Source organism: Xanthomonas sp. LMG 12459 (assembly GCF_009192905.1).
Taxonomy (GTDB): domain Bacteria; phylum Pseudomonadota; class Gammaproteobacteria; order Xanthomonadales; family Xanthomonadaceae; genus Xanthomonas_A; species Xanthomonas_A sontii.
Genome location: NZ_NSGT01000033.1, coordinates 50,097 through 75,278 on the forward strand (window position 1 = coordinate 50,097; position 25,182 = coordinate 75,278).

Annotated in this window: 23 protein-coding genes; 6 read left to right on the top strand and 17 right to left on the bottom strand. The window is 71.2% G+C overall.

Going from position 1 to position 25,182, the window contains the following annotated elements:
- Positions 1 to 49: 49 nt before the first annotated feature.
- Both uvrD and CEK65_RS08725 read right to left on the bottom strand, forming a co-directional pair.
- A complete protein-coding gene (uvrD, locus tag CEK65_RS08720; protein ID WP_043091413.1) occupies positions 50 to 2,251 on the bottom strand; it encodes a DNA helicase II in 2,202 nt (733 codons plus the stop codon).
- A gap of 70 nt (positions 2,252 to 2,321) precedes the next feature.
- Complete coding sequence (locus CEK65_RS08725; RefSeq protein WP_152181447.1) at positions 2,322 to 3,203, bottom strand: LysR substrate-binding domain-containing protein; 882 nt, start codon at positions 3,201 to 3,203, stop codon at positions 2,322 to 2,324.
- A 115-nt stretch (positions 3,204 to 3,318) separates the two neighbouring features.
- Here CEK65_RS08725 and CEK65_RS08730 point away from each other — a divergent pair, with 115 nt between their 5' ends.
- Entirely contained in the window at positions 3,319 to 4,836 is a 1,518-nt protein-coding gene (locus CEK65_RS08730; protein WP_152181448.1) for an MFS transporter, read from the top strand.
- A gap of 162 nt (positions 4,837 to 4,998) precedes the next feature.
- On the opposite strand, the gene CEK65_RS08735 is transcribed toward CEK65_RS08730, so the two are convergent.
- From CEK65_RS08735 to CEK65_RS08755, 5 genes are all read right to left on the bottom strand, one after another.
- Positions 4,999 to 6,423 carry an FAD/NAD(P)-binding protein gene (locus tag CEK65_RS08735; RefSeq protein WP_152181449.1) on the bottom strand — a complete coding sequence of 475 codons (1,425 nt, stop codon included), beginning with the start codon at positions 6,421 to 6,423 and terminating at the stop codon, positions 4,999 to 5,001.
- 111 nt (positions 6,424 to 6,534) lie between these two features.
- Positions 6,535 to 7,953, bottom strand: coding sequence for a cardiolipin synthase (cls, locus tag CEK65_RS08740; RefSeq protein WP_152181450.1), 1,419 nt, complete (start codon positions 7,951 to 7,953; stop codon positions 6,535 to 6,537).
- 160 nt (positions 7,954 to 8,113) lie between these two features.
- Positions 8,114 to 8,281 (bottom strand): 50S ribosomal protein L33, encoded by a 168-nt coding sequence (gene rpmG, locus CEK65_RS08745; protein WP_169411268.1) that lies wholly within the window; start codon positions 8,279 to 8,281, stop codon positions 8,114 to 8,116.
- A 10-nt stretch (positions 8,282 to 8,291) separates the two neighbouring features.
- Entirely contained in the window at positions 8,292 to 8,528 is a 237-nt protein-coding gene (gene rpmB / locus CEK65_RS08750) for a 50S ribosomal protein L28 (protein WP_010342733.1), read from the bottom strand.
- A gap of 242 nt (positions 8,529 to 8,770) precedes the next feature.
- Entirely contained in the window at positions 8,771 to 9,679 is a 909-nt protein-coding gene (locus CEK65_RS08755; RefSeq protein ID WP_152181451.1) for a LysR family transcriptional regulator, read from the bottom strand.
- A 129-nt stretch (positions 9,680 to 9,808) separates the two neighbouring features.
- On the opposite strand from CEK65_RS08755, the gene CEK65_RS08760 reads away from it, so the two are divergent.
- The 5 genes from CEK65_RS08760 (at position 9,809) to CEK65_RS08780 (ending at position 16,327) form a co-directional block, all read left to right on the top strand.
- A complete protein-coding gene (locus CEK65_RS08760; protein ID WP_152181452.1) occupies positions 9,809 to 10,198 on the top strand; it encodes a RidA family protein in 390 nt (129 codons plus the stop codon).
- Positions 10,199 to 10,265: 67 nt separating this feature from the next.
- A complete protein-coding gene (locus CEK65_RS08765) occupies positions 10,266 to 10,604 on the top strand; it encodes a hypothetical protein (RefSeq protein ID WP_017908581.1) in 339 nt (112 codons plus the stop codon).
- A gap of 56 nt (positions 10,605 to 10,660) precedes the next feature.
- A complete protein-coding gene (locus tag CEK65_RS08770; protein ID WP_152181453.1) occupies positions 10,661 to 11,914 on the top strand; it encodes a TolC family protein in 1,254 nt (417 codons plus the stop codon).
- Positions 11,911 to 13,107: an efflux RND transporter periplasmic adaptor subunit gene (locus CEK65_RS08775; RefSeq protein ID WP_152181454.1), complete on the top strand. Its 1,197-nt coding sequence runs from the start codon at positions 11,911 to 11,913 to the stop codon at positions 13,105 to 13,107. Before CEK65_RS08770 ends, CEK65_RS08775 begins: the two co-directional genes overlap by 4 nt.
- Before the next feature lie 10 nt (positions 13,108 to 13,117).
- On the top strand, positions 13,118 to 16,327 hold the full coding sequence (locus CEK65_RS08780) for a CusA/CzcA family heavy metal efflux RND transporter (protein ID WP_152181455.1): 3,210 nt from the start codon (positions 13,118 to 13,120) through the stop codon (positions 16,325 to 16,327).
- A 57-nt stretch (positions 16,328 to 16,384) separates the two neighbouring features.
- On the opposite strand, the gene CEK65_RS08785 is transcribed toward CEK65_RS08780, so the two are convergent.
- The 10 genes from CEK65_RS08785 to rsmG form a co-directional block, all read right to left on the bottom strand.
- Positions 16,385 to 18,199: a DUF885 family protein gene (locus CEK65_RS08785; protein ID WP_193314735.1), complete on the bottom strand. Its 1,815-nt coding sequence runs from the start codon at positions 18,197 to 18,199 to the stop codon at positions 16,385 to 16,387.
- Between the two features lie 348 nt (positions 18,200 to 18,547).
- Entirely contained in the window at positions 18,548 to 19,129 is a 582-nt protein-coding gene (locus CEK65_RS08790) for a transposase (protein ID WP_226980524.1), read from the bottom strand.
- A 303-nt stretch (positions 19,130 to 19,432) separates the two neighbouring features.
- Positions 19,433 to 19,774, bottom strand: a complete 342-nt coding sequence (locus tag CEK65_RS08795) for a lipid-A-disaccharide synthase N-terminal domain-containing protein (protein WP_152181456.1) — start codon at positions 19,772 to 19,774, stop codon at positions 19,433 to 19,435.
- Between the two features lies 1 nt (position 19,775).
- Positions 19,776 to 20,498 carry a glycosyltransferase family 2 protein gene (locus CEK65_RS08800; protein ID WP_010342743.1) on the bottom strand — a complete coding sequence of 241 codons (723 nt, stop codon included), beginning with the start codon at positions 20,496 to 20,498 and terminating at the stop codon, positions 19,776 to 19,778.
- 83 nt (positions 20,499 to 20,581) lie between these two features.
- Entirely contained in the window at positions 20,582 to 21,547 is a 966-nt protein-coding gene (locus tag CEK65_RS08805; protein WP_152181457.1) for an NAD-dependent epimerase/dehydratase family protein, read from the bottom strand.
- A 58-nt stretch (positions 21,548 to 21,605) separates the two neighbouring features.
- The gene (locus tag CEK65_RS08810) at positions 21,606 to 22,331 is read right to left on the bottom strand and encodes a suppressor of fused domain protein (RefSeq protein ID WP_152181458.1); all 726 of its coding nucleotides are present in this window, start codon (positions 22,329 to 22,331) and stop codon (positions 21,606 to 21,608) included.
- A gap of 40 nt (positions 22,332 to 22,371) precedes the next feature.
- On the bottom strand, positions 22,372 to 22,680 hold the full coding sequence (locus CEK65_RS08815) for a helix-hairpin-helix domain-containing protein (protein WP_017917017.1): 309 nt from the start codon (positions 22,678 to 22,680) through the stop codon (positions 22,372 to 22,374).
- A 36-nt stretch (positions 22,681 to 22,716) separates the two neighbouring features.
- Positions 22,717 to 23,637 (bottom strand): ParB/RepB/Spo0J family partition protein, encoded by a 921-nt coding sequence (locus CEK65_RS08820; RefSeq protein WP_017908742.1) that lies wholly within the window; start codon positions 23,635 to 23,637, stop codon positions 22,717 to 22,719.
- The gene (locus tag CEK65_RS08825; protein WP_017908741.1) at positions 23,637 to 24,434 is read right to left on the bottom strand and encodes an AAA family ATPase; all 798 of its coding nucleotides are present in this window, start codon (positions 24,432 to 24,434) and stop codon (positions 23,637 to 23,639) included. Before CEK65_RS08825 ends, CEK65_RS08820 begins: the two co-directional genes overlap by 1 nt.
- A gap of 89 nt (positions 24,435 to 24,523) precedes the next feature.
- Positions 24,524 to 25,165 carry a 16S rRNA (guanine(527)-N(7))-methyltransferase RsmG gene (gene rsmG / locus CEK65_RS08830; RefSeq protein ID WP_152181459.1) on the bottom strand — a complete coding sequence of 214 codons (642 nt, stop codon included), beginning with the start codon at positions 25,163 to 25,165 and terminating at the stop codon, positions 24,524 to 24,526.
- Positions 25,166 to 25,182 lie beyond the last annotated feature (17 nt).

Here is a 25,182-nt window from a genome sequence, read left to right on the forward strand (position 1 = left end):
GAGCATGTCGCCATCCCGCCGCGTCCGCAGACGGGACCGAAGAGCGCACCTACAACAGGGTCAGATTGGCGTACGCCATCACCAGCCACTTGGCGCCGGCTTCGTCGAACTGCACCTGCACGCGGGCGTGCGCGCCGCTGCCTTCGTAGTCGATGACCACGCCGCCGCCGAACTTGGGGTGCTGCACGTTGGCGCCGAGCTTGATCGCCGGGGCCTCGATCACGCTGTGCCCCAGGCTGCGCGGCGCGCCCAGCGAGGCGCTGCGCGAGACCTGCACCTTCGGCCGCACTTCGTGCAGCAGTTCGCGCGGGATCTCGCGCAGGAAGCGCGAGGGCACGTTGTAGTTGTCCTGACCGTGAATGCGCCGCGACTCGGCATAGCTCAGCACCAGCTTGTGGCGGGCACGGGTGATGCCGACGTAGGCCAGGCGCCGCTCTTCCTCCAGGCGCCCGCTCTCTTCCAGCGAACGCGCGCTGGGGAACAGGCCGTCTTCCATGCCGGCCAGGAACACGATCGGAAATTCCAGGCCCTTGGCCGAGTGCAGGGTCATCAGCTGCACGCCTTCCTCGCCGGCCTGGGCCTGGCCTTCGCCGGCCTCCAGCGAGGCGTAGGCCAGGAACGCGACCAGTTCGGTCATCGCCTGGCGGCCTTCGTCGGCGTCCTCGTCGCCGTCGGCACGGACGAAGCGCGAGGCCACCGACACCAGTTCGTCGAGGTTGTCGGTGCGCGATTCCGAATCCAGCCCGCCGCGGCTTTCCTTGCCCCAGTGCTCGCGCAGGGTGGAGCGCGCCAGCACCTGGTCGATCTGTTCGGGCAGCGGCAGCCCGGCCACGTCCAGGGCCAGTTGCTCGATCAGGCCGAGGAACTGGCCCAGCGCGTTGCGCGCGCGTGCGGCCAGGTCGCCGCCCTGCTGCGCGGCCTGTCGCGCCGCCGCCCACAGCGACAGCGACTGCGCGCGCGCCAAACGCCGCACTTCGTCCAGGGTGCGGTCGCCGATGCCGCGCGGCGGGGTGTTGACCGCGCGTTCGAACGCCGCATCGTCGGCGCGATTGGCGACCAGGCGCAGATAGGCCAGGGTGTCCTTGATTTCGGCGCGCTCGAAGAAACGCATGCCGCCATAGACCCGATATGGCACCTGTTCGGCGATCAGCGCCTCTTCGAAGGCGCGCGACTGCGCGTTGCTGCGGTAGAGCACCGCCGCCTCGCTGTAGCTGCCGCCGTCTCGCACCCACTGGCGCACGCGCTCGACCACGTAGCGCGCCTCGTCCACCTCGTTGTAGGCCGCGTACAGGTCGATCGGCTCGCCATCGCCCGAATCGGTCCACAACTGCTTGCCGATCCGGTCGGGATTGTGCGCGATCACCGCGTTGGCGGCGTTGAGGATGTTGGCGCTGGAGCGGTAGTTCTGCTCCAGGCGGATGGTCTGCGCGCTGGGGAAATCGGTGAGGAAGCGCTGCACGTTCTCGACCTTGGCGCCGCGCCAGCCATAGATCGCCTGGTCGTCGTCGCCGACCACGAACACGTGGCCGCTGTCGCCGGCGAGCACGCGCACGAACGCGTACTGGATGGCGTTGGTGTCCTGGAATTCGTCGACCAGGATCTCGCCGAAGCGGGCGCGGTAGTGCGCCAGCAGCGCCGGGGTGTCGCGCAACAATTCGTGTGCGCGCAGCAGCAGTTCGGCGAAGTCGACCAGGCCGGCGCGGTCGCAGCGCTCCTGGTACAGCGCGTAGGCGTTGCGCAGGGTGGTCACCCACTCGTCGCGCGGTTCCGGCTGGATGTGCTGGGCGCGGCGGCCCTCGTCCTTCTGCTGGTTGATCCACCACACGATCTGCTTGGGTGGGTACTTGCCCTCGTCCAGCTCCAGCTGCTGCACCACGCGCTTGACCAGCCGCAGCTGGTCGTCGGCGTCGAGCACCTGGAAGCTCTCGGGCAGCTTCGCGTCCTGCCAGTGCAGGCGCAGCAGGCGGTGCGCCAGGCCGTGGAAGGTGCCGATCCACATGCCGCGGCTGCCGTTGCGCAACTGCAGATCGGCGCGGTGGCGCATCTCGCCCGCGGCCTTGTTGGTGAAGGTGACCGCCAGAATGCCGTGCACCGGCACCCCATGCACCTGGTGCAACCAGGCGATGCGATGGGTGAGCACGCGCGTCTTGCCGGAGCCGGCGCCGGCCAGGACCAGATAATGGCCGGGCGCGGCGGAAACGGCCTCGCGCTGGGCGGGGTTCAGATCGTCGAGCAAATGAGAGACATCCACCCGCGCATTTTAGCCGGTGCGGCGGCGCAGCGGCTGCGACAGCGCGCGTCGCCCGGCACACGACGTGGCGTCAATCGGTGCGGAACAGCCGTTCGGCGAGGAAATCCACGAACACGCGCAGCTTCGGCGACAGTTGCCGACGCGACGGCCACACCACGAAGAACGCGCCGCCGTCGGCCATGTGTGCGTCCAGCACCGGCTGCAGGCGGCCGTCGGCCAACGCGTCTTGCGCCAGGAACGCCGGCATGCAGGCGATGCCCAGGCCGGCGATCGCCGCGGCGCGCACCGCTTCCATGTTGTTGCAGGTGAGCACCGCCGGCGGCAGCGGCGCCGGTTCCGCCAGCGGCCAGTCCTGCGGCTTGCCGGTATCGGGAACGCGGAACAGCACGCCATCGTGCGCGGCCAGCTCCGCCGGGGTCTGCGGCACGCCGCGGCGGCGCAGGTAGTCCGGCGCCGCGCACAGGCAGAAGCGGAATGGCCCCAGGCGCCGCGCCAGCAGCCGCGAGTCGACCTGCACGCCGCTGCGGATCACCGCGTCCAGGCCGTGCTCGAGCAGGTCGACCACGCGGTCGTCGAACTCCAGGTCCAGCGCCACGTCCGGATAGCGCTGGCGGAACTCCGGCAGCAGCGGCACCAGGAAGCGGTAGCCGATGGTCGGCAGGCCGACCCGCAGCCGCCCGCGCGGCGCCTGCCGGGTCTGCGCCAGCGCCTCCTCGGCTTCGCGCAGATCGGCCAGCACGCGCTGGCAATGCTCCAGGAACAGCGCGCCTTCGGCGGTCAACGCGATGCGGCGGGTGGTCCGCTGCAGCAGGCGCACGCCGAACTCGCGCTCCAGCGCGGCCACGCTCTTGCCCACCGCCGAGGCCGAGATGCCGAGCACGCGGCCGGCGCCGACGAAGCTGCGCTGTTCGGCGGCCCGGACGAAGGCGACGATGCCGGTGAGGCGATCCATGCCGCGATATTAGAGCGTTCCATTCCGCAAAGTGCGGAGGATCGCGGCCTTTTTCGCGAATTGCCGCCCCGGTATCTCTAGTGGCCTTCCGACATCCACCGCCAGAGCCGCTCCGATGACCTCCACTTCGCCTCCCGATTCCACTGTCCTGCCGCGCCGCGGCGCCGCCCTGGCCGCGGTGTGCCTGGCCGCCCTGGCGCTGCCGCTGAACTTCTCCGGCGGTGCCGTCGCCACCCCGGCGATCGGCGCGGCCCTGGGCGGCAGCGCGCTGGCCCTGGCCTGGATCACCAACGCCTTCATGCTCAGCTTCGGCAGCCTGCTGCTGGCCGCTGGCGCGCTCGCCGACCGGCATGGGCGGCGCCGGGTGTTCCTCGGCGGTCTGGCGCTGTTCGCCGGCGCCAGCCTGGGCGTGGCCGTGGCCGGCTCGGTCGCGGCGATCGACCTGTGGCGGGCGCTGCAGGGCGTCGGTGCCGCCGCCGCGCTCGCCGCCGGCACCGCGGCGCTGGCCCAGCTGTACACCGGCGCGGCGCGCACGCGCGCGTTCAGCCTGCTCGGCACCACCTTCGGCACCGGCCTGGCGTTCGGCCCGCTGGCCGCCGGCGCCCTGAGCGAACGGCTGGGCTGGCGCGCGATCTTCTTCGGCGTGGCCGCGTTCGCGGCGCTGGCGTGGGCGTTGGCCGCGCGCTGGCTGCCGGCCTCGCGCGATCCGGCCGGCGGTCCGCCCGACCGCGCTGGCGCGCTGTGTTTCAGCGCGGCGCTGGCGCTGTTCACCGCCGGCCTGATCCAGGGCCCGCACAGCGGCTGGGGCAGCGCCGCGACGCTGGTCCTGCTCGGTGCCGCCGCACTGCTGCTGCTCGGCTTCGTGTGGATCGAACGGCGCCGCCGCCATCCGCTGCTGGACCTGCGCCTGTTCCGCTACCGGCGCTTCGTCGGCGTGCAGCTGCTGCCGGTCGCCACCTGCACCAGCTACGTGGTGCTGCTGGTGCTGCTGCCGCTGCGCATGATCGGCGTGGATGGCACGCCCGCCGCCAGCGCCGGCCTGACGCTGTTGGCACTGTCGGCGCCGATGCTGCTGGTGCCGAGCCTGGCCGCGGTGCTGGCGCAGCGCATCGCCCCGGCCTGGCTGTCGGCAGCCGGGTTAGCGGCGGCCGCGGCCGGCCTGTGCTGGCTCGGCGCGCGGCCCCCGGCGCAGGCGCTGCCGGCATTGTTGTTGATCGGTGCCGGTACCGCCCTGCCCTGGGGCCTGATGGATGCGCTGTCGGTGAGCGTGGTGCCGATCGAACGCGCCGGCATGGCCGCCGGCCTGTTCGGCACGCTGCGCGTGGCCGGCGAAGGCATCGCCCTGGCCAGCGTGGCGGCCCTGCTCGCGGCCTTGGTGCAGGTGCGGCTGGCCGCGGTCGCGCCGCTGCTGCCGCACGCGGCCCTGGCGGACACCGCGCAGCGGCTGGTCGCCGGCGATCTGTCCGCCTCCATGGCCGAGGGCGCGCTGTCCGCGACGCAACTACGGCTGGCCTACGCGGCGGCCTTCGGCACGCTCACCCGGGTGCTGGCGGCGATCACCGCGCTGGCGGCGATCGCGATCTGCCTGTTGCTCGGGCGCACGCCGCAAGACGCGGTGGATGGGGGCCTTTGATCGCGATAGGAGACCCGCCTGTAGGGCCGGCAATGCAGGCCGCAGCTAGAAACGACGCAAAGGCCTGTCCCTGTTGGAGCGGCTTCAGCCGCGACGGGCGTTACCGTAGTCACGAGTCGCAGCTGCGCCGCGCGCAACCGCGGCCGGCATGCGCCGCAGCGGTCAATGGACGGTGGCTACCGGCAGCTCCAGCGCCAGCAGCGCCCGCGCGGTCTGCTGCGCCTGCACCCGCAGCTCGGGGATCGCCAGGCTTTCCCACAGGCTGCCGATGCGCAGGCTGCCGAGTACGCGGATCCGCGGCGTGGCGCGGCCGTCGGCGTCGAGCAGCGCGCCGTCGGCGGCGCTGCCCACGCCGATGCCGTGCGGGCCCGGCTGCGCATGGCCGCAGCCGAGCAACTGGTGCAGCAGCGGATTGCGCATGGTCTGTGCGCGCAGTTCGACGCCGGTGGCATTGATCACACAGTGCGCGTCGAGCTGCAGCGGCACGCCGTCGGCGCCCATGCCGTTGACCTGCACGCAGGCGCCGACCGGGAATACCGTATCCAGCCGCGCGCGGTGCAGGCGCAACTGACCGACCCGGCGCATCGCCTGCAATTGCGCGAACACCGGCGCGGCGATGCGATGCCGGTGCACGTCCCAGTAGCGCACCACGTGGCGCAGGAAGCGGCGCTGCTCGGTCACCGACAGCGACTGCCACAGCGCCTGGCTCAGCGGGCGTATCCGGTCCATCACGCCCTGCCAGGGCCGGCCCTGCGCCTGTGCCGCGGCGGCATGGCTACGCAGCGCGCGCACCCGCTGGCGCAGCGGCATCGCCAGCAATGCCTGCGCATCGAAGTCGGCCGGCGCGCCATGCGCGGCATGCGGCAACGGCAGCAAGGCGTGCCGCGAGACCACATGCACCGGGCCGCGGTGCGCATTGGCCAGCAGGGTCAGCACGCTGTCGGCCATGCTCAGCCCTGAGCCGACGATGCACACCGTGGCCTCGCGCGGAATCGCCTGCAACTGCGCATAGTCCCAGGCCTCGATCCGCGACGGCGCGTCGAGACTGGGGGCACCGCGCGCCGGCAGCGGACGCAGGCTGTTGCCCAGCGCCAGCACGGTGGCGCCAGCGTGCAGCTGTCCACCGTCGTGCAATTGCAGAATCTGACCGCCCGTCGGCTGCGGATGCAGCGCCAGCACCCGCGCCTGGCGCCATTGCAGGCGCGCCGGCCCGGCGGTCTGCGCCTGCCACAGGCGTGCGCGCAGATAGGCGGCGTAATGGCGGCGCTGCACATAGGCCTCGGCCAGTGCGGCGCGCGACAGCAGCGGATACAACGCCTGCTGCTGCAGCCAGTCGAGGAAGTCGTCGGGCGCGTCGGCGAATGCGCTCATGCGCCCGGTCGTCACGTTCAACAGGTGCTCGGCGCAGGGCGTCGCATAGGCCACGCCCTGCGCCAGCGACGGCTGCGATTCGATCAATTGCACGCGCAGCGCGGTGCCGGCCTGGCGCAGCAACTGCAGCGCGGCCAGCACGCCGGCCGCGCCGCCGCCGACGATGGCGATGTCGCAGTCGTCGTCGGCCGGTTCGCTGGGCACAAGCTCATTCATGCCGCGATTGTAAGGGAAGCCCCCACCGGCCCGGCCCGCGGCTGAGAACCGTGGTGCATGTGCCGGCACCGATCGCGCATGAGCGCGTCATGCGCCTGTCATCGGCATGCGTCACATCAGTGCATCGGCCAGGCGCGCGATGCCTTCGCGGCTGCGCCGCCAGGCCGGTCGCTTACGCCAGTCCTGCAACGTCAGCACCCGCGCGTCGGCCAGGTAGTCGGCCTCCACCGCGCGCAGCCGCTGCACCACCGCGGCGCTGTAGCACAGCATGCCGACCTCGGCGTTCAACGCGAACGAGCGGATGTCCAGGTTGATCGAGCCGACCAGGGCGATGCCCTCATCCACGCTCAGGTGCTTGGCGTGCAGGAAGCATGGCCGGTACAGCGCGATCTTGACCCCGCTGCGCAGCAGTTCGTCGTAATACGCCTCCTGCGCCCAGGCGGTGAGCCGCTGGTTGTTGCTCTCGGACAGGATCAACTGCACGTCCACCCCGGACAGCGCGGCGATGCGCAGCGCGCTGAGCGTGGCCTCGTCCGGCACGAAGTACGGCGTGACCATGACGATGCGCCGCCGCGCTAGATGGATCAGCGCGTTGACCGTGTCGCGGGCGTTCTCGAACGGGTACGCCGGCCCGCTGGGCAACAGCTGCGCGGCGACGCCGCCGCCGTGGATGGAGGCGGGCGCGACCACGCTCAGGCGCTGCCCCGTCTCGATGAACCAGTCGCTGGCGAACACCGCTTCCAGGTGCGCCACCACCGGTCCCTGCACCCGCGCCACCAGCTCGCGGTTGGGATGGCCGGGGACGAACTGCGGTTCGGCCAGGTTCTGCGAGCCGATGTAGCCGACGCGGTTGTCGATCACCGCGATCTTGCGGTGGTTGCGCAGGTCCATGCGACCGCTGCGGCGCCAGCGCAGCCCGCCCGGCAGCAGCGCCTGCACCTCGACCCCGGCCGCGTGCAGGCGCTTGCGGTAGCGGCGCAGGCCGCGGCGGCCACCGCGCGCATCCAGCAGCAGCCGGCAGCGCACGCCGCGCGCGGCGGCGCGCAGCAGCGCCGCGCTCACCGCATCGCCGACCGCGTCGTCGAACATCAGGTAATACAGCAGGTGCACACGCTCGACCGCCGCGTCGATGTCGTCGATCAGCGCCTGCAGCGAGGGCGCGTAGCGGTCGAGCAGCTCGACGCTGTTGCCGTGGGTCGGCATGAAGTCGCCCTGGCGCTCGACCAGCGGCACCACTTCGGCGACCACGGTATCGGCCGGCGGCGCCCAGCGCAGCGCGGTCAGCGGCACCTGCTGCTCGCGGATCACCTGCGAGGCCAGCGCCTGGCGGCGGATGCGCTCGCGCGACAGCCAGGGGTGGCCGAGCAACAGGTACAGCGGCAGCCCCAGCAACGGCACGAAGCCCACCAGCAACAGCCAGCTGCGCGCCGCGCCCGGCGTGGTGCGGGTGGGGATCCACAACAGCGCCACCAGCCGGATCAGCCAGTCCAGCGCCAGCAGCCACGTGCCTTCCAACCAGACCGGCAGCATCGCGATCCTCGCAACCCAGGTCGCCCGATTCTGCGGACTGCGCCGGCAAACGCAACCATGGCCGCAGCGGCGGTGCGCTTTTTCCTTGCTCCAGACGCACGAAACCCGCCTTGCGGCGGGTTCCGTGTGCAACGTGAGCAGCGATCTGAGGATCAGCCGATCACTTGATCTTGCCTTCCTTGTACAGGACGTGCTTGCGCACGACCGGATCGTACTTGAGGAATTCCATCTTCCCCGGGGTGTTCTTCTTGTTCTTGTCCGTGGTGTAGAAGTGGCCGGTACCGGCCGAGGAAATCATACGGACCTTATCGCGCTTGCCTGCCATGATGCTCTACTCCTCAGACCTTTTCGCCGCGCGCACGCAGCTCAGCCAGAACGGTGTCGATGCCGTTCTTGTCGATGGTGCGCAGCGCGTGCGCGGAAACCTTCAGCTTGACCCAGCGGTTCTCGCTGGCGACCCAGAAGCGGCGCTCGTGCAGGTTGGGCAGGAAACGACGGCGGGTCTTGTTGTTGGCGTGGGAGACGTTGTTACCCGTCTGCACACGCTTGCCGGACACTTGGCATACGCGGGACATTGCGCACCTCGATAGTAGTTTGGTCGCCCATAGCCTGGGAGACGGCGGCCCCGGCAGCCCTGCGGCTACCACGCGACGTGGGAAATCAAGCGGTTACGCTGGGAAAGGCCGGCCGGAGATCGCGCATCCGGCCGCCGGCCCCGACCTCGTCGGGCACAGCGAGCCGCGCATTATGCAGGCGATCAAGGGCTTGTGCAAGTTGTCCACAGGCGGATCGCCTTCCCCCGCGGCGCGAATGCCGGCTACACCGGGCCCGCCGGGCCCAACGCCTCCACCGCCCAGTCGATGAACACGCGCAGCCGCTGGCTCATGTGCCGATTGGGCGCGAACATCAGGTGCATCGGCATCGGCGGCAACTGCCAGTCCTGCAGCAGCGGCCGCAATGCGCCCTCGGCCACGTGCGCTGCGGCCATGTAAGACGGCAATACGACCACGCCCAACCCGGCCAGGCCGGCGGCCAGATAGGCGTTGCCGTCGTCGAAGCCGACCTGGTAGCGGCCCTGCACCTCGCATTGCTCCTCGCCGCGCCGCGCCTGGAAGCTGCGCGCGCGGCCGCTGCGCGGGCTGAGGAATCCGACCATGCGATGCGTCGGCCCGTCCAGCGCGCGCGGGTGGTCGGGCACGCCGTGCCGATGCAGATACGCCGGGCTGGCGTGGAAGCCCAGCGGCAGGCTGGCCAGCGGCCGCGCCACCAGCGCCGGATCGGCCGGCGCGCCGCCGCGGATCACGCAATCGACCTGATCGACGATCACGTCGACCTCGCGGTCGCTCACGCCCACGTCGAGCTGGATCTGCGGGTAGCGGGCATGGAAGTCGGGCAACGCCGGCACCAGCCGCAATCGCGCATACGGGCCTGGCACGTCGATGCGCAGGCGCCCGCGCGGCGCCGCGGCGGCGCTGCCCAGGCCGGCCTCGACCTCTTCCAGCTCGGCCAACAGACGGGCGATGCGCGGGTAGTAGGCGGCCCCGTCGGCGGTGACGCTGACCCGGCGTGTGGTGCGGTGAAGCAGGCGCAGCCGCAGGTGCGCCTCCAACTGCTGCACCAGTTGGGTCACGCTGGTGCGGCTGAGCTGCAGGGTGTGGGCGGCACGGGTGAAGCTGCCGGTCTCCACCACGCGAGCAAATGCCCGCATCGCCTCGAATCGGTCCATCGCCGTCCGCGATTGTTTGGAATCCACAATCAATCTAGGCGGATCGTCGCGGTTTATCCAGGCAACGGCGCCGACCACGATGGCGACTCCGGCACGCGCAGCGCGTGCCGCCTCTTCTGGAGCGTCCTCATGTCCCACCGCGATGTCGTCTTTCCCGCCGGCCGCCAGGCGCTGTACGCGCGCAACCGCTACTCGCCGGCGATCCGCAGCAATGGCTTGCTGTTCGTCTCCGGCCAGGTCGGCAGCCGCGAGGACGGCTCGCCCGAGCCGGAGCTCGCCGCGCAGGTGCGCCGCGCCTTCGACAACCTCAACGCGGTGCTGGCCGCCGCCGGCTGCACGTTCGACGACGTGATCGACGTGACCATGTTCCTGGTCGATCCGGAGCGGAACTTCGCCACCGTCTGGGCGATCGTGCCCGAGTACTGGGGCGAGGCACCGCACCCAACCCTGACCGGCATCGGCGTGACCTGGCTGTACGGCTTCCAGTTCGAGATCAAGGTGATCGCGAAGCTGCCTTGAGCGTGGGATGGCGCGCGGCGGGTTGATATTGTGTCCGCGCCGAAGCGCTTGTTAGTCTGCCGGCCTCATGCGCCGCCTGTTCCGTCCACTGCGTACCTCCCTGCTGATGCTGCTGCTGGCGGCGTTCGTGGTCGTGCCGGTGGCCGATGCGCTGGCCTGCGCGCTGGAGCCGGAATCGGCCGACGCCGTGCACGCGCCCGCCGCGGCGCATGCCGATGGCGAGGACAGCGACGGCAAGCATGCCGGCGCCTGCAGCCACAACCATTGCCACCACTCGAATCTGAGCCTGCCGGCGAGCGCCCTCGCCGTGTTCGGCGCGCCGCGACCGGCGCGCTGGATGCAGGCCGTCGACGCCTCCCCTGCAGGCGTCGTCCAGGACGGATTGAAGCGCCCGCCCAGAGCGTGAGTTGAGCGTGTCCCGCGATCGCGGGTTTCCGTTTCCCTCACCTCTGGAATTTCCTCATGTCGACTCCGACACGTCGGCCGCCGCGCGCGGCCGGGCGGGTCGTCGCCGTGCTGCTGGGCCTGGCCCCGGCCGCGCTGGCGATGGCGCAGACCGCCCCTTCGTACGACACCTTGCTGCAACGTCTCGATCAACTGCCCGGCAGCCGCGTCGGCGCGGCGCTGACCGAGGCCGCCGATGCGCGCGCCGAACAGGCGCGGGCGCTGCCCAACCCGTCGCTGTCCTGGTCCACCGAAAACGCCTGGGGCAGCGGCACTTATGCGGGCACCGACCGGGCCGAAACCTCGCTGACCCTGTCGCAACCGCTGGAACTGTGGGGCCAACGCGGCGCGCGCCTCCGTGCGGCCCGCGCCGACGCCGACGCTGCGGCCCTGCGCGGCACGCAGAGCCGCAGCGAGGCCGCCGGCGAGCTGGCCTCGGCCTACGCGCTGGCCGAAAGCGTGCTGCGCCGCTACGCGCTGGCCGAGGAAGCACTGGGCCTGATCCGCGACGATGCGGCCGCCGTCGAGGCGATGGTCGCGCAGGGCCGCGAGCCGCGACTGCGCGCGGTGCAGGCGCGCAGCGAAGTGGCCGATGCCACCGCGGCGCTGGACGAAGCGCAGGCGTTCCGCGACGCGGCGCTGGCGCGCCTGGCGGCGATCGCCCTGCTGGAGACGCCGGTGCAGTCCCTCGATGGCAGCCTGCTCGACCGCACGCCGCCGTCGCCGCGCGCGACCGAGGCGACAGCGCTGCCGGTACGCATCGCCGCCGCGGAAGCCGAAGCTGCTGATCGCCAAGTCGAGGTGGAGCGCAAGCGCGCCCTGCCCGAGCTGAGCCTGACCGCCGCGCAGACGCGGTTCCGCGAAGACCGCGCCCACGCCTACACGCTCGGCGTCAGCCTCAGCCTGCCGCTGTTCGATCGCAACCGCGGCGGCATCCGTGCCGCCAGCGCCGAACAGCGCGCGGCCGAGGCACGCCTGGAGCGACAACGTCGCACCAGCGCCGCCGACCGCGTGTCCGCGCTGGCCACGCTGAAGGCCGCCGGCAGCCGTACACGCGCCGCCGACGACGGTGTGGCGGCGGCGCAGGAGGCCTACCGCCTGGCCCGCATCGGCGTCGACGCCGGTCGCATCACGCAACTGGAACTGCGCAGCACCCGCGCTGCGCTCATCGCCGCGCGCGGCATTGCCGTGGACGCGCGCCTGGCGCGCGTCGCGGCGGAAATCGAACTGGCCCGCCTGGAAGGGCGCGCGCCGTTCATGGAGGCCCAATGAACCTGTCCCGTCCGATCTCCCTTGCCGCCAGCCTGCTGCTGGCACTCCTGCCGGGCGCCTGCGCCGGCGACAGGCAGGCCGCCCCGGCGGCCGATGACGCCCACGACCATGGCGCCGAGGGCAAGGACGCAGCCCACGCACCGGTGGCCAAGACCGATGCCACTGTCCACGCGGATGCCGAAACCGACGACGTGGTGCGGCTGACGCCGCAACAGATCGCCGCCTCCGGCCTGGACGTGGTCGCGGTCGGCCGCGGCGGCGGCGCCTCGGTGCGCCTGGCCGGGCGGGTCGAACCGGCGGTGGGCGCGCGCGCCTCGGTCGCCTCGACGGTGACCGGCCGGGTCGAGCGCGTGCTGGTCGCGCCAGGCGACGCGGTGCAGGCGCAGCAGCCGCTGGCCATCGTGGTCAGCGGCGAGGCCGCGGTGTTCCGCGCCAATGCACTGGCTGCCGCGGCCGAGGCCAAGGCCGCCGGCCTGGCGCATGCCCGCGACCGCGCCCTGGTCGAACAGGGCGTGGTCGCCCGCCAGGAGCTGGAAACCTCGCACGCGCGGGCGCTGGCGGCGCAGGCCCAGGCTGCCGCCGCGCAGGCGCAGGCCGCGGCCAGCGGCGCCCCCGATGCCAGCGGCCGCGTGCGCATCGTCAGCCCGGTGGCCGGCATCGTCGGCAATGTGCAGGTCACGCCCGGCAGCGTGGTCGCGGCCGGCAGCGTGGTGGCCGAGGTCGCCGATCCGGCGATGAACGAGCTGGTGTTCAGCGCGCCGCCGGCGCTGGCGGCGCAGGTCGCGCCGGGCATGGCGCTGGAGGTGCGCGGTGCGGGCGGCAGCTTCGCCGCCCGGGTCACGGCGGCGGCGGCCGACCTACGCCAGCAGGGTGGCGCCGCGGTGATCCGCGCGATGCCGGTCGCTGCGCCCCTGCCGGCGGCCGGCTCGCCGGTCTCGGCGGTGCTGGTCGCCGACGGCCAGGACAGCGCGCTCAGCGTCCCCGCCGATGCGGTGCAGACCGTCGAGGGCCGCAACGCGGTGTTCGTGGCGGTCGCGGGCGGCTTCAAGGCGCAGCCGGTGCTGGTCGGGCGGCGCGCCGGCGACCGCATCGAGATCCTCGGCGGACTGCGCGGCGACGAACGCATCGTCGGCGCCAACGCCTTCCTGCTCAAGGCCGAACTGGTCAAGGGCGACGCCGACCACGGCCACTGAGGAGGCGACCATGTTCAAGCTGATCATCGACACCGCCGTGCGCCACCGCTGGCTGGTGGTGGCGCTGGCCGCGCTGCTCGCCGCCGTGGGCCTGTTCCAATTGGGCAGGCTGCCGATCGACGCGGTACCGGACATCACCAACCGCCAGGTGCAACTCAACACGGTGGCGCCGGCCCTGACCCCGGAGCAGATCGAGCGGCAGGTGACCTACCCGCTGGAAACCGCGCTGGCCGGCATTCCCGGCCTGACCGCTACCCGCTCGCTGTCGCGCAACGGCTTTTCGCAGGTCACCGCGATCTTCACCGATGCGACCGACCTCTACTTCGCGCGCCAGCAGGTGGCCGAACGCATGCGCGAGGCGGCCGAGGCGTTGCCCGACGGCGTGACGCCACGGCTGTCGCCGGTCACCACCGGCCTGGGCGAGGTGCTGATGTGGACGGTGGACTTCACCGCGTTCGACCCGTCCCGGCTGGCCCGGCCGGGCGCGGCGGGCTGGCAGGCCGGTGAGGTCTACCGCACGCCGGACGGCGAACTGCTGCGCACGCCGCAGGAGCGCGCCACCTATCTGCGCACCGTGCAGGACTGGATCATCGCGCCGCAGATGCGTTCCAGCCCGGGACTGGCCGGCGTCGATACGGTCGGCGGCTACGTCAAGGAATACGGCGTGCATCCGGACACTGCCAGGCTGGCCGCGCACGGCCTGGGCCTGGCCGACCTGGTCACCGCCCTGCAGCGCGCCAACGTGCAGGCCGGCGCCGGCTTCGTGCAGCGCGCCGGCGAAGGCCTGGTGGTGCGCGCAGACGGCCTGGCGCTGAGCGCCGACGATCTGGCGCAGGCGCCGGTGGCCATCCGCAACGGCATCGTGGTGCGCGTGGCCGACGTGGCCGAGGTCGCCTCCGGTCGCGCCCCGCGCCTGGGCGCGGCCAGCCGCAACGGCCACGAGGCGGTGCTGGGGACCGCGCTGATGCTCGCCGGCGGCAACAGCCGCACTGTGGCGCAGGCCGCGGCCGCGCGGCTGGCGCAGGTGAACGCGTCGCTGCCGCCGGACATCGTGGCGGCACCGGTGCTGGACCGCAGCGTGCTGGTCAACGCGACCATCAAGACGGTAGCCAGGAACCTCACCGAGGGCGCGCTGCTGGTGGTGGTGATCCTGTTCCTGCTGCTGGGCAACCTGCGTGCGGCCGCGATCACCGCGCTGGTGATTCCCTTGTCGTTCCTGTTCGCGGTGATCGGCATGCACCGCTTCGGCATCAGCGGCAACCTGATGAGCCTGGGTGCGCTGGACTTCGGCATCCTGGTGGACGGCGCGGTGATCGTGATCGAAGCGACCCTGCTGTTGCTCGGCCAGCGCCGCGCCGCGCTTGGCCGCGGGTTGACCGCCGCCGAGCGCCTGGGCGTGGCCGCCGAGGCGGCGCGCAAGATGGCGCGGCCGGCCGCCTTCGGCCAGTTGATCATCCTGCTGGTGTTCGCGCCGATCCTCACACTGGAGGGGGTGGAGGGCAAGACGTTCCAGCCGATGGCGGCGACCTTCATGCTGGCCCTGGTCGGTGCGTTCCTGTTTTCCTTCACCTTCGTGCCGGCGATGGCCGCGCTGCTGGTGCGCGAGCCGACGCTGCAGGACGACGCGGCGCATGCGGCCGAGGGCGCGCACGAAACATGGCTGCTCCGCGCGCTGCGCACGCGCATCGCACCGGTGATCCGCACCGCCGTCGCGCATCCGCGCACGGTCGCCGGCGGTGCGGTGGCGATGCTGCTGGCGGGCGTCGGCGCGTTCGCGCTGCTGGGCCGCGAGTTCATGCCGACGCTGGACGAAGGCAATGTGGCGATGCAGGCCCTGCGCGTGCCGTCCACCTCGCTGGAACAGTCGCTGGCGATGCAACTGGCGCTGGAGAAGGCCATCGCCACGCAGCCGGAAGTGGCGACCGTGTTCTCGCGCACCGGTACCGCCGAGGCGGCGATCGACCCGATGCCGACCAACATCTCCGACAGCGTGATCGTGCTCAAGCCGCGCAAGGACTGGCCCGATCCGGCGCTGGACAAGGAGCGGCTGGTGGCCCGCCTGGAGGCGCTGGCGGGGCAGCAACTCGGCAACAGCTTCGAGTTCAGCCAACCGATCGAATTGCGCTTCAACGAACTGATCTCCGGCGTGCGCACCGACCTGGCGGTGATGATCTTCGGCGACGACTTCGGCCAGTTGCAGAAGGTGGCCGAGCAGATCGCATCGACGCTGCGCGCGGTGGAGGGCGCGGCCGACGTGCGGGTGGAGCAGATCTCCGGCCTGCCCACGCTCGACGTGACCATCGACCACACGGCGGCGGCGCAGGTCGGGCTGAGCGCGGCGGATGTGAGCGACGCGCTGGCCACCGGCATCGGCGGCCGCGCCGCCGGCAAGATCTTCGAGGGCGACCGCCGCTTCGACGTGGTGGTGCGGATGGACGATGCCGCGCGCAACGATCCGGACCAGCTGGCCGCGCTGCCGATCGCCACGCCGACCGGACAGGTGATCCCGCTGTCGTCGGTGGCGCGCATCGCCATCAGCGAAGGGCCGAACCAGATCAGCCGCGACAACGGCAGCCGCCGCGTGGTGGTGCAGGCCAACGTGCGCGGCCGCGACCTGGGCGGCTTCGTCGGCGCGGCGCAGGCCGCGGTGGCCGACGTGCCGTTGCCGCCGGGGGCCTACCTGACCTGGGGCGGCCAGTTCGAGAACCTGCAGCGTGCCGAGCGACGGCTGGCGACCGTGGTGCCGGTAGTGTTCCTGCTGATCGGCGGCCTGCTGTTCATGGCTCTGCGCAGCGTCAAGGAAGCGGTGCTGGTGTTCAGTTGCGTGCCGCTGGCGCTGGTCGGCGGTCTGCTCGCCCTGCTGCTGCGCGGCATGCCGTTCTCGGTGTCGGCCGCGGTGGGCTTCATCGCCGTCTCCGGCGTGGCCACCTTGAACGGCCTGGTGCTGATGCAGGCGATCCGCGAGCGCCTGGAGGCCGGCGACCTGCCGCTGCAGGCGGCGATCGACGGCGCGGGCAGCCGCATCCGCGCGGTGTTGACCACCGCGCTGGTCGCGATCGTCGGCTTCATTCCGATGGCGATCGCCAGCGGCTCCGGTGCGGAGGTGCAGAAACCGCTGGCGACGGTGGTGATCGGCGGGCTGATCACCGCCACCGCGCTGACCTTGCTGGTGTTGCCGACGTTTGCCGCACGCGTGGCCGGGCTGCGCGCGGCGGGCTGATCCGGCACGGGCCGGCGCGCTTCTCGCGGGAAGCGGCGCCGGCCTGCGCGGCAGCGATCAGGCCTTCTTCTTGCGTGCGGCGATGTAGGCGCGGATCTGCTGCTGCAGCACCGGCAGCGGCACCGAGCCCTGCTGCAGCACCGCGTCGTGGAAGGACTTGACGTCGAAATCCGCGCCGAGTTCGCGCTCGGCCTCGGCGCGCAAATCGAGGATGGTCAGCTCGCCGAGCTTGTAGCTCAGCGCCTGGCCCGGCCAGGAAATGTAGCGATCGACCTCGGTGGTGACCTCGTGCTCGCTGAGCGCGGTGCGCTCGCGCAGGTAGGCCTGCGCCTGCGCGCGGGTCCAGCCCTTGTGGTGCACGCCGGTGTCGATCACCAGGCGGCAGGCGCGCCACATCTCGTAGCTGAGCCGGCCGAAGTCCTCGTAGGGCGTGGCGTAGATGCCCATCTCCTTGCCCAGCTTCTCGGTGTACAGCGCCCAGCCCTCGCCGTAGGCCGAGATGTAGTTCTCGCGGCGGAACGCCGGCTGTGCGCCCTGCTCCTCGGCCAGCGCGCCCTGCAGCGAATGGCCCGGCGAAGACTCGTGCAGGGTCAGCGCCGGCAGGTTGTAGAGCGGCCGCGACGGCAGGTCGTAGGTGTTGAGCCAGTAGGTGCCGACGCCGCCACGGCCGGCGGTCCAGAACGGGGCGATGTCCGCCGGCACCGGCACGATGGTGAAGCGCCCGCGCGGCAGCGTGCCGATGAACTTGCCGACCTCGCCGTCCACGCGCTTGGCGATCCACGCGGCGCGATCAAGCAGTTCCTGCGGGGTCTTCACGTAGAACTGCGGATCGGTGCGCAGGAACTGCAGGAACGCCGGGAAGGTCTTCTGCCCGGCCGGCGCGTGAAAGCCGACCTGCTGGATGATCGCGTCCATCTCCTTCTGGATCCGCGCCACCTCGCGCAGGCCGAGCTGGTGGATCTGCTCGGGGTCCATGTCCAGCGTGGTGTACTCGCGGATCTGCTGCCGGTAGTAGGCCTTGCCGTCGGGCAGGGCTTCGGCGGCGAGCGTGGTGCGCGCCTGCGGCATGTACTCCTGGCGATAGAAGGTCAGCAGCTGCGCGTAGGCCGGGATCACCTTGTCGCGCAGCGTCGCCTGCGCCTGCGCGCGCAGTTGCGCCTGCTCGGCGGCGGGAATCTGCGCCGGCATCTGCTTGAACGGCGTGTACAGCACCGCGGCGGTCGGATCCTTCAGTTCGGCCACGGTGGCGATGGCGCCATCGCGGCCGTCGAGCACCGCGCGCGGCACGCTGAAGCCGCGCTTGAGCCCGGCGCGCATGTTGTCGGTCTGCTGCGCGAAGTAGCGCGGCACGTCCTCCAGCCGCGCGATGTAGGCGCGGTACTCGTCGGGCGTGCGCAGCGTGCGCCGGGCCATGAACGCCAGGTCCGACCAGAACGCGCTGTCGGAATTGAACGGCATCTCGTAGGCGCGCAGGCGCACCGACGCGGCCAGGTTCTCCACCTGCGGCCGGTACACCGCCAGGTTGACCTGGTTCTCGGGCGAAAGCTGGGTCGCATCGAGCGTGTCCAGCTGCCGCAGCACGTCCTCCCACACCTTCAGGCGCGCCGCCTGCGCCGCCGCGCCGACGTCGGGCAGATGGCGGTTGTCGCCACTGCTGTCGCTGTCCTCGTCGGCCTGGCCGAGCTGCGCCTGGCGCCAGGCCCACTCCTTCTCGTAGATGGCCTGGAAGCGCGCATCGGCGGCACTGGCATTGGCCGTGGCCGGTGTTGCACTGGACGCTGTCGACGCCGGCGGTGCGGCCAGTGCGGGTGTGGCCACGGCGAACGCGATCAGCAGGGAAATGGCCAGCGGGGTCTTGGCGAGCATGGGCATGGACGGCACACGACGGGAACGGATCGTCGATGATCGCATCACCGCCCGGCCTGGCGGGTGGGCCGGAAGTCCTGTGTGGGGCGATGCAGGGAACGGAAACGCACCTCGCAGCGGTTGTACCGGGCTGCAACTCAGGAACTGCATCGCTGGCCTAGCTATAGCTGTAGCTGTAGCTCTGGCTGGATGCGGCTGCTGCCGCTGCCGCTGCGCAGGATGGCGTCCCATTGTGGGAGGGACTTCAGTCCCGACGCGCGGTCGCTCCGCCTGCGACAGCATCCAGCAGCAACTGCAGCCATTGCAGCGGTCGCAGGCCTGCTGGTGCCGACATCGACCATGCGACCGCAAGCCTCAACGTCGGTCTGCGCGGCATCGCGCCGTCGCACCTGCACCCGAGCATGATGCCGCGCACGGCGCGGTGGCGACCGGACACAGCCACACCGCATCCCAGTACGGGTAGTCCCCGACCCGGCGAACCAGCCCTGCGCGCAACGGGTTGGCGACGATGTAGCGCGCGGCCGGCAGCAACTGCCGCGTATCGCGCAGTGCGCGATCGTGGAACCCCTCCATCCACACCGCGCCGCCACGGCCGCGCGCGTGATTGGCTGACCTCGCGGCGCGGCCCTTGGCCTCGCGCATGACGGTTGGCAGAGCAGCACCGCGCTCGAGCATGACCAGCCCATGCCAGTGATCGGGCATCAGCACCCAGCACAGAAGCTGCGCGCCGGCCCAGGTATCGGCATGGCCCAGGCAGGACGCGGCTGCCCATGCGCAGCGCCAGTCCTCGAACAGGCGCTGGCGCTGCCAGGTCACTGTGGTGACCAGATAGATGCGTCCGGTCTCGCTCCAGCGTCCTGCACGAAGCGCGCGGTAATCTCGGGGAATTCTGCTGTGCATGACGCCAGGGTTGCAGAGCGGATCATGCGGGACCATCGGGAATCGACCGGTACAGGCGTGGGGAAACTCACAGGCGTGGTGTCAGAAAGCCGGTGCTCGCTGCTGTGTGAAGCAGAGGGCGGCACTACCGAGACCTGGAAGATTCACGCGTCGGGACTGAAGTCCCTCCCACATGTGGAGCCTCGGCGTCATCGGCGGCAATGACGGTAGAACCACTGAGGTGTGGAAGATGCGCGCGTCGGGACTGAAGTCCCTCCCACAGTGGCGGGTCGCGATCGGAGGGTGTTAGGCGCCGCCTGCGATCATGCGCCCCTGCGATCGCGCGCAGCGGCGCCGCGTTCAATGCGAGGCGCGGTCGCGGTGCCAGCCGCGGTGCTTGATGTCCAGGTACAGGCTGTAGAAGGCGGTGAAGGCGGGGAACAGGTTCTGCAGCACACCCACCGAGTCCTGCTTGGCCGAGAACATGAAGTAGCTCAGCGTCATCAGGCTGCCGACCACGCTCATGTACCAGAACAGGCGCGGGATCACCGGCTTGCCGGCGCGCTTGGAGGCGACGAACTGCACCAGCCAGCGGCCGCCGAACATCAGCGCGCCGACGTAGCCGATCAGCTTCCAGCCGGTGACGTGCAGCCCGGTCCAGTACAGCGCCTGGATCGGTTCGTTGAGGAAATGCGCGTCCATCTCAGCGCTCCTGCACCGCGGTGCGGCGGCTGCGCGCGATCAGCCAGGCCACGCCGCGCAGGTCGCGGATGCCGACCAGGGCGCGGTTGAGGTTGTTGTACTTGGACACGCCGGAGGTGCGGTGACGGTGATTGACCGGCACGCTCAGGGTCTGCCAGCCGGCGCGCTGCATCAGCGCCGGCAGGTAGCGGTGCATGTGGTCGAAGTACGGCAGGTCCAGGAATGCCTCGCGCTCGAACAGCTTGATGCCGCAGCCGGTGTCCGGGGTGTCGTCGCGCAGCATGCGCGCGCGAATCGCGTTGGCCCACTTGGACGCCCAGCGCTTGCTGCCCGAATCCTGCCGCGACACCCGCCAGCCGGCGAACAGCTTGACCAGCGGCTCGGCTGCCTGGCGCGCGGCCAGCAGCTTGGGGATGTCGGCCGGATCGTTCTGGCCGTCGCCGTCCAGGGTGGCGATCCACAGCCCGCGCGCGGCCTTGACGCCGTTGCGCACCGCGGTGCTCTGCCCGCTCTGGCTGACATGGTGCAGCACGCGCAGCTCCGGCGTGGACGCCTTCAGCCCTTCGAGCACCGCCAGGGTGTCGTCGCGCGAATGGTCGTCGACATAGACGATCTCGAAATCGATCGTGCCGCGCAGCGCGGCGACGATCTCGGCGACCAGCGGCGGCACGTTGTCGCGCTCGTTGAACACCGGGACGACGACGGAAAGGGAAAGCTGGCTCATGGATTCGGCAGGGCTGGGCGCGGGGGCGCGTGGGGGAAAAGCGGGGCATTGTGCCGCGGACCAATGGATCCGCGCATGAAGCGTCAGGCGGCGGCGCCGAAATACTCCCGGCACCAAGCCACCACCTGCGGCAGGCCGACCTCGATCGGGGTGCTCGGATCGAAGCCGAACGCGGCCTGGGCCCGCGCAGTATCGGCCATCGTCTCGATCATGTCGCCCGGCTGCATCGGCCGATACTGTTTCTCGGCGCTGCGCCCGGCGGCGTCCTCGATCACCGCGATGAAGCGCTCCAGTTCCACCGGGGTGTGGTTGCCGAGGTTGAACACGCGGTGCGGTACCGCCTCGGTGGAGGGGTGATCGAGCGCGCCGAGCACGCCGGCGACGATGTCGGCGACGAAGGTGAAGTCGCGGCGCATGCGGCCGTGGTTGAACACCTCGATCGGGCGCCCGGCCAGCACCGCGCGGCTGAACAGCAGCGGCGCCATGTCCGGACGGCCCCAGGGGCCGTACACGGTGAAGAAGCGCAGCCCGGTGGCGCGCAGGCCGTACAGCTGCGCGTAGGTATGGGCCATCAGCTCGTTGGCGGCCTTGGTCGCCGCGTACAGCGAGCGCGGCTGGTCGATGCGCTGATCCTCGGAGAACGGCGGCGTCGCCGAATCGCCGTACACCGAGCTGCTGGAGGCATAGACCAGATGCTCCACGCCGCGGTGCCGGCACAGCTCCAGCATGTTGACGAAACCGACCAGGTTGCTGTCGACGTAGGCGTAGGGGTTCTGCAGCGAATAGCGCACCCCGGCCTGCGCGGCCAGGTGCACCACGCGGGTCGGCTGCACCTCGTCGAACAGCGCGGCCAGGCCGTCGCGGTCGGTCAGGTCCAGGGTGCGGATGTCTGCGTTCGCGCACAGCGCGGCGACGCGGTCGCGCTTGAGCTGCGGGTCGTAGTAGTCGTTGTAGTTGTCCAGGCCCACCACCAGTTGCCCGGCGGCGCGCAGCGCACGGACGGTGTGGGCACCGATGAAGCCGGCGGCGCCGGTGACGAGGATGGGCATGGCGAAAGTCCTGGAAAGCGTGGAACAGCGTGCGCGGTGTGTGGATCGGAACGGCAGGTCAGAACAGCCCGAAGCGCTTGCGGGCGACATTGGGCCGGGCGGGATCGATCACGTCCTGCAGGCCCTTGGCGTCGAAGCGGTCCATCAGCGCCTCGGCGCCCTTCTTCAGCTTGAGCGCCATTTCTTCCGGATACAGCGGCACCAGGGTCATGAACACGATGGTCTTGTCGGCATCGACGACCAGTTCCCCAAACGCCTCGGGCGTGCTCACCGGCGGCAGCACGATCGCCCCGTCGAAGCCGATGCCGGGCGCGTACGGTTCGGCCGGGTGACCGTTGGGCACGGTGTGGCCGAAGCCCAGCCAGGTGTCGTACTTGTGCGGCAGCCGCGCCAGGGTCTTGAGCAGGCGCAGCGGCCAGTAATGGCGCTCATCCTGGAAATCGTCCTGGGTGATCGGCCAGTCGGGCGGCAGGGTCAGCATCAGCTCCATGAAGCGCGGTGCCCCCACGCCCTCGGGCACAGCCATCGGCAGGTCGCTCATCCCCGAGGTCACCAACCGCAGATACGGCACCTCGTCGGTAGCGGGCACCACATGCACATCCAGGTGCACGGTGTCGGAGATGATCTCGTGCAGCACGCCGGCGACCGGCCCCAGGTGGCATTCGATGTGCGCGCCGATCTGCTCCAGGCAGGACTCGCCGCTCGCCAGCGCGAACGGTTTTTCCTCGCGGTGGTGCAGGATCGGGCTGCCGCCCGGGCTGATCTGCGTGTCCTCGTTGCTCATGCAATGCTCCGGTTGCTGGCCAGCGCCGCGGCGCGCGGCCTCAGCGCAGGGTCAGCGGCGCGTCCTTGGCCAGCGCCGCCTTGCGCTCCTTGCTGAATTCCCACCACGGGCGCGGCGTCTCGCCCTGCATGAAGCGCACGATCGACAGGAACACGTCGATCACGCAGTGGTCGTGCATCACCCCGGTGCGCAGGCACAGCTGTGCGTACATGTCGTAGGGATCGCGGCCCTGCAGATGCGCCGGCACGCGGATGCCGATCAGGCGCAGGTCCTTCTCGCAGGCCGGCCCGACGTTGGGCAGGTCGGTCAGGCGCAGCAGGTGGTGGCGGTCGACCTTGCTGGGATGCATGGCGGAGGCGGTCCTGGCGGACGCCGGCGGCGGCGCTCAGGCCTGCCGCGGGCGCAGTTTCTCGAGCACGCCGTCCAGCGTGTCCAGGTCGGTGTAGTGGATCACCAGCTTGCCCTTGCCGCCGCGGCCATGGGCGATGGACACCTTGGTCCCCAGCGACTCGGACAGCTCGGTTTCCAGCGAGGCGATATCGGCCTGCGGGGCGGTGCGCGCCGGCTTGGCCTTGCGATTGCTCGGCACCTTGCCGGCGGCGAACTGCTGCGCACGATGCTCGACCTCGCGCACCGACCAGCCCTGGTCGGCGGCATCGGAGGCCAGGCGACTGGCCAGCTCCGGCGACAGCGTCAGTAGCGCGCGCGCATGGCCCATCTCCAGGCGCCGCGCCTCCAGCAGCGCGCGGATCGCCGGCGGCAGTTCCAGCAGGCGCAGCAGGTTGGACACCGACGCGCGCGAGCGGCCCACCGCCTCGGCGGCCTCGGCGTGGGTCAGCGAGAACTCGTCGATCAGCCGCTGCAGCGCCTGCGCCTCTTCCAGCGGATTGAGGTCCTCGCGCTGGATGTTCTCGATCAGCGCCATGGCGATGACGGTGCGGTCGTCCAGCTCGCGCACCACTACCGGCACTTCGCTCAGCCCAGCCAACTGCGAGGCGCGCCAGCGGCGTTCGCCGGCGACGATCTCGAAGCTGCCCGGCGCCAGTTCGCGGGCGACGATCGGCTGGATCACGCCCTGTGCCTTGATCGACTCGGCCAGCTCCTGCAGCTTGGCCTCGTCCATCTCCTGGCGCGGCTGGTACTTGCCCGGCTGTAGCTGCCCGACCGGCAGGCGGCGCAGGCTCTCGCCCGGCTGCAGCTCGGCGGTCGGCGCCGGCGCGGCCGCGCCCTTCGGCCCCAGCAGCGCTTCCAGGCCACGGCCGAGGCCGCGCTTCTTCGCTCCGAGGGCGGGGGGCTTGGCACTCATCAGACGGTCTCCATGGCCGGCATCGGCCGATTGCGTTCGTTGCGGCGGCGCACGATCTCGCCGGCCAGTCCCAGGTAGGCGACACCGCCGCGCGAGGTGCGGTCGTAGCCGACGATGCTCTGGCCATGGCTGGGCGCCTCGGCCAGGCGCACGTTGCGCGGCACGATGGTGCGGAACACCTTGTCGCCGAAGTGGTTGGTCAGTTCCGCCGACACCGCGTTGGCCAGGTTGTTGCGCACGTCGAACATGGTGCGCAGCACGCCTTCGATCTCCAGCGCCGGGTTCAGCTCGGCGCGCAGCGCCTCGATGGTCTCCAGCAGCGCGGTCAGCCCCTCGAGCGCGTAGTACTCGCACTGCATCGGCACGATCACCGAGTCGGCGGCGGTCAGCGCGTTCAGGGTCAGCAGCGACAGCGCCGGCGGGCAGTCGATCAGGATGAAGTCGTAGGCTTCGCGCAGCGGCGCCAGCGCGGTCTTCAGCCGCTGCTCGCGCGCCGGCTGGTCCATCAGCTGGATCTCGGCGGCGGTGAGATCGATATTGCCCGGCAGCAGGTCGAAGCCTTCCGGCGCGGTCACCCGGATCTGTTCGGCGCTGCTCTCGCCGAGCAGCACGTCGCAGGTGGAGGCGGCCAGCTCGCGCTTGTCGATGCCGCTGCCCATCGTCGCATTGCCCTGCGAGTCCAGGTCCACCAGCAGCACGCGCTGCGACTGCCGCGCCAGCGACGCGGCCAGGTTGACCGCGGTGGTGGTCTTGCCGACGCCGCCCTTCTGGTTGGCGATGGCGATGATGCGGGCCATGCGGGAGCCTCGTCGGCGATGGGGTGGGACCGGGCATTATGCGGTCACAGCCCCCCCTGGCGGAAATCGGGGCCGGCCGCGGCCGCCGCTCAACCGCGCTCGACCACCACCAGGTGGCGGTCGGCGCCCAGGCCGGGGACCTGCAGCGGGTGCACCGTCGGCGCCACCCAGCCCGGCGGCAGCGCGGCGATCTCCTCGTCCGGGCGCACGCCCTTCATCGCCAGCAGGCGCCCGCCCGGGCGCAGCAGGTGGCCGCCGACGGCGACGATGCCGGCCAGGGTGTCCAGCGCGCGCGCGGTCAGCAGGTCGTAGGCGCCGGCCTCGTCCAGCGCCTCGGCGCGCGACTCGGCCACGCGCGCGTTCTCCAGGCGCAGCTGGCGCACCGCCTCGCGCAGGAACCGCGCCTTCTTGCCGTTGCTTTCGACCAGGGTCACCCGCAGCTGCGGCCGCGCGATCGCCAGCGGAATGCCGGGCAGTCCCGGGCCGGTGCCCAGGTCGGCCAGCGCGCCCTCCTGGGCGAACGGCTGCATCGCCAGCGAATCCAGCAGATGGCGGGTCACCATCTCGTGCGGGTCGCGGATCGCGGTCAGGTTGTAGGTGCGGTTCCAGCGCGTCAGCAGCGCCAGATAGGCCAGCAGCGGCGGCGCCAGCGCAGCCGCGTCCAGGCCTTGCGCGTGCAGGCCCTGCGCGAGCGCGACGCGGACGGAATCGGGAAGAGAGGCATCGGTCATCGGCGGATTATCGCAGG

Coding starts and splice junctions, on each gene's coding strand:
- rsmG (WP_152181459.1), bottom strand. CDS start 25,165: ATGACCGATGCCTCTCTTCCCGATTCCGTCCGCGTCGCGCTCGCGCAG.
- CEK65_RS08810 (WP_152181458.1), bottom strand. CDS start 22,331: ATGAGCAACGAGGACACGCAGATCAGCCCGGGCGGCAGCCCGATCCTG.
- CEK65_RS08800 (WP_010342743.1), bottom strand. CDS start 20,498: ATGAGCCAGCTTTCCCTTTCCGTCGTCGTCCCGGTGTTCAACGAGCGC.
- CEK65_RS08735 (WP_152181449.1), bottom strand. CDS start 6,423: ATGAATGAGCTTGTGCCCAGCGAACCGGCCGACGACGACTGCGACATC.
- CEK65_RS08775 (WP_152181454.1), top strand. CDS start 11,911: ATGAACCTGTCCCGTCCGATCTCCCTTGCCGCCAGCCTGCTGCTGGCA.
- CEK65_RS08825 (WP_017908741.1), bottom strand. CDS start 24,434: ATGGCCCGCATCATCGCCATCGCCAACCAGAAGGGCGGCGTCGGCAAG.
- CEK65_RS08785 (WP_193314735.1), bottom strand. CDS start 18,199: ATGCCCATGCTCGCCAAGACCCCGCTGGCCATTTCCCTGCTGATCGCG.
- CEK65_RS08820 (WP_017908742.1), bottom strand. CDS start 23,637: ATGAGTGCCAAGCCCCCCGCCCTCGGAGCGAAGAAGCGCGGCCTCGGC.
- CEK65_RS08765 (WP_017908581.1), top strand. CDS start 10,266: ATGCGCCGCCTGTTCCGTCCACTGCGTACCTCCCTGCTGATGCTGCTG.
- CEK65_RS08725 (WP_152181447.1), bottom strand. CDS start 3,203: ATGGATCGCCTCACCGGCATCGTCGCCTTCGTCCGGGCCGCCGAACAG.
- cls (WP_152181450.1), bottom strand. CDS start 7,953: ATGCTGCCGGTCTGGTTGGAAGGCACGTGGCTGCTGGCGCTGGACTGG.
- CEK65_RS08730 (WP_152181448.1), top strand. CDS start 3,319: ATGACCTCCACTTCGCCTCCCGATTCCACTGTCCTGCCGCGCCGCGGC.
- CEK65_RS08805 (WP_152181457.1), bottom strand. CDS start 21,547: ATGCCCATCCTCGTCACCGGCGCCGCCGGCTTCATCGGTGCCCACACC.
- CEK65_RS08760 (WP_152181452.1), top strand. CDS start 9,809: ATGTCCCACCGCGATGTCGTCTTTCCCGCCGGCCGCCAGGCGCTGTAC.
- CEK65_RS08815 (WP_017917017.1), bottom strand. CDS start 22,680: ATGCATCCCAGCAAGGTCGACCGCCACCACCTGCTGCGCCTGACCGAC.
- CEK65_RS08790 (WP_226980524.1), bottom strand. CDS start 19,129: ATGGTCCCGCATGATCCGCTCTGCAACCCTGGCGTCATGCACAGCAGA.
- CEK65_RS08770 (WP_152181453.1), top strand. CDS start 10,661: ATGTCGACTCCGACACGTCGGCCGCCGCGCGCGGCCGGGCGGGTCGTC.
- rpmB (WP_010342733.1), bottom strand. CDS start 8,528: ATGTCCCGCGTATGCCAAGTGTCCGGCAAGCGTGTGCAGACGGGTAAC.
- CEK65_RS08795 (WP_152181456.1), bottom strand. CDS start 19,774: ATGGACGCGCATTTCCTCAACGAACCGATCCAGGCGCTGTACTGGACC.
- CEK65_RS08755 (WP_152181451.1), bottom strand. CDS start 9,679: ATGGACCGATTCGAGGCGATGCGGGCATTTGCTCGCGTGGTGGAGACC.
- CEK65_RS08780 (WP_152181455.1), top strand. CDS start 13,118: ATGTTCAAGCTGATCATCGACACCGCCGTGCGCCACCGCTGGCTGGTG.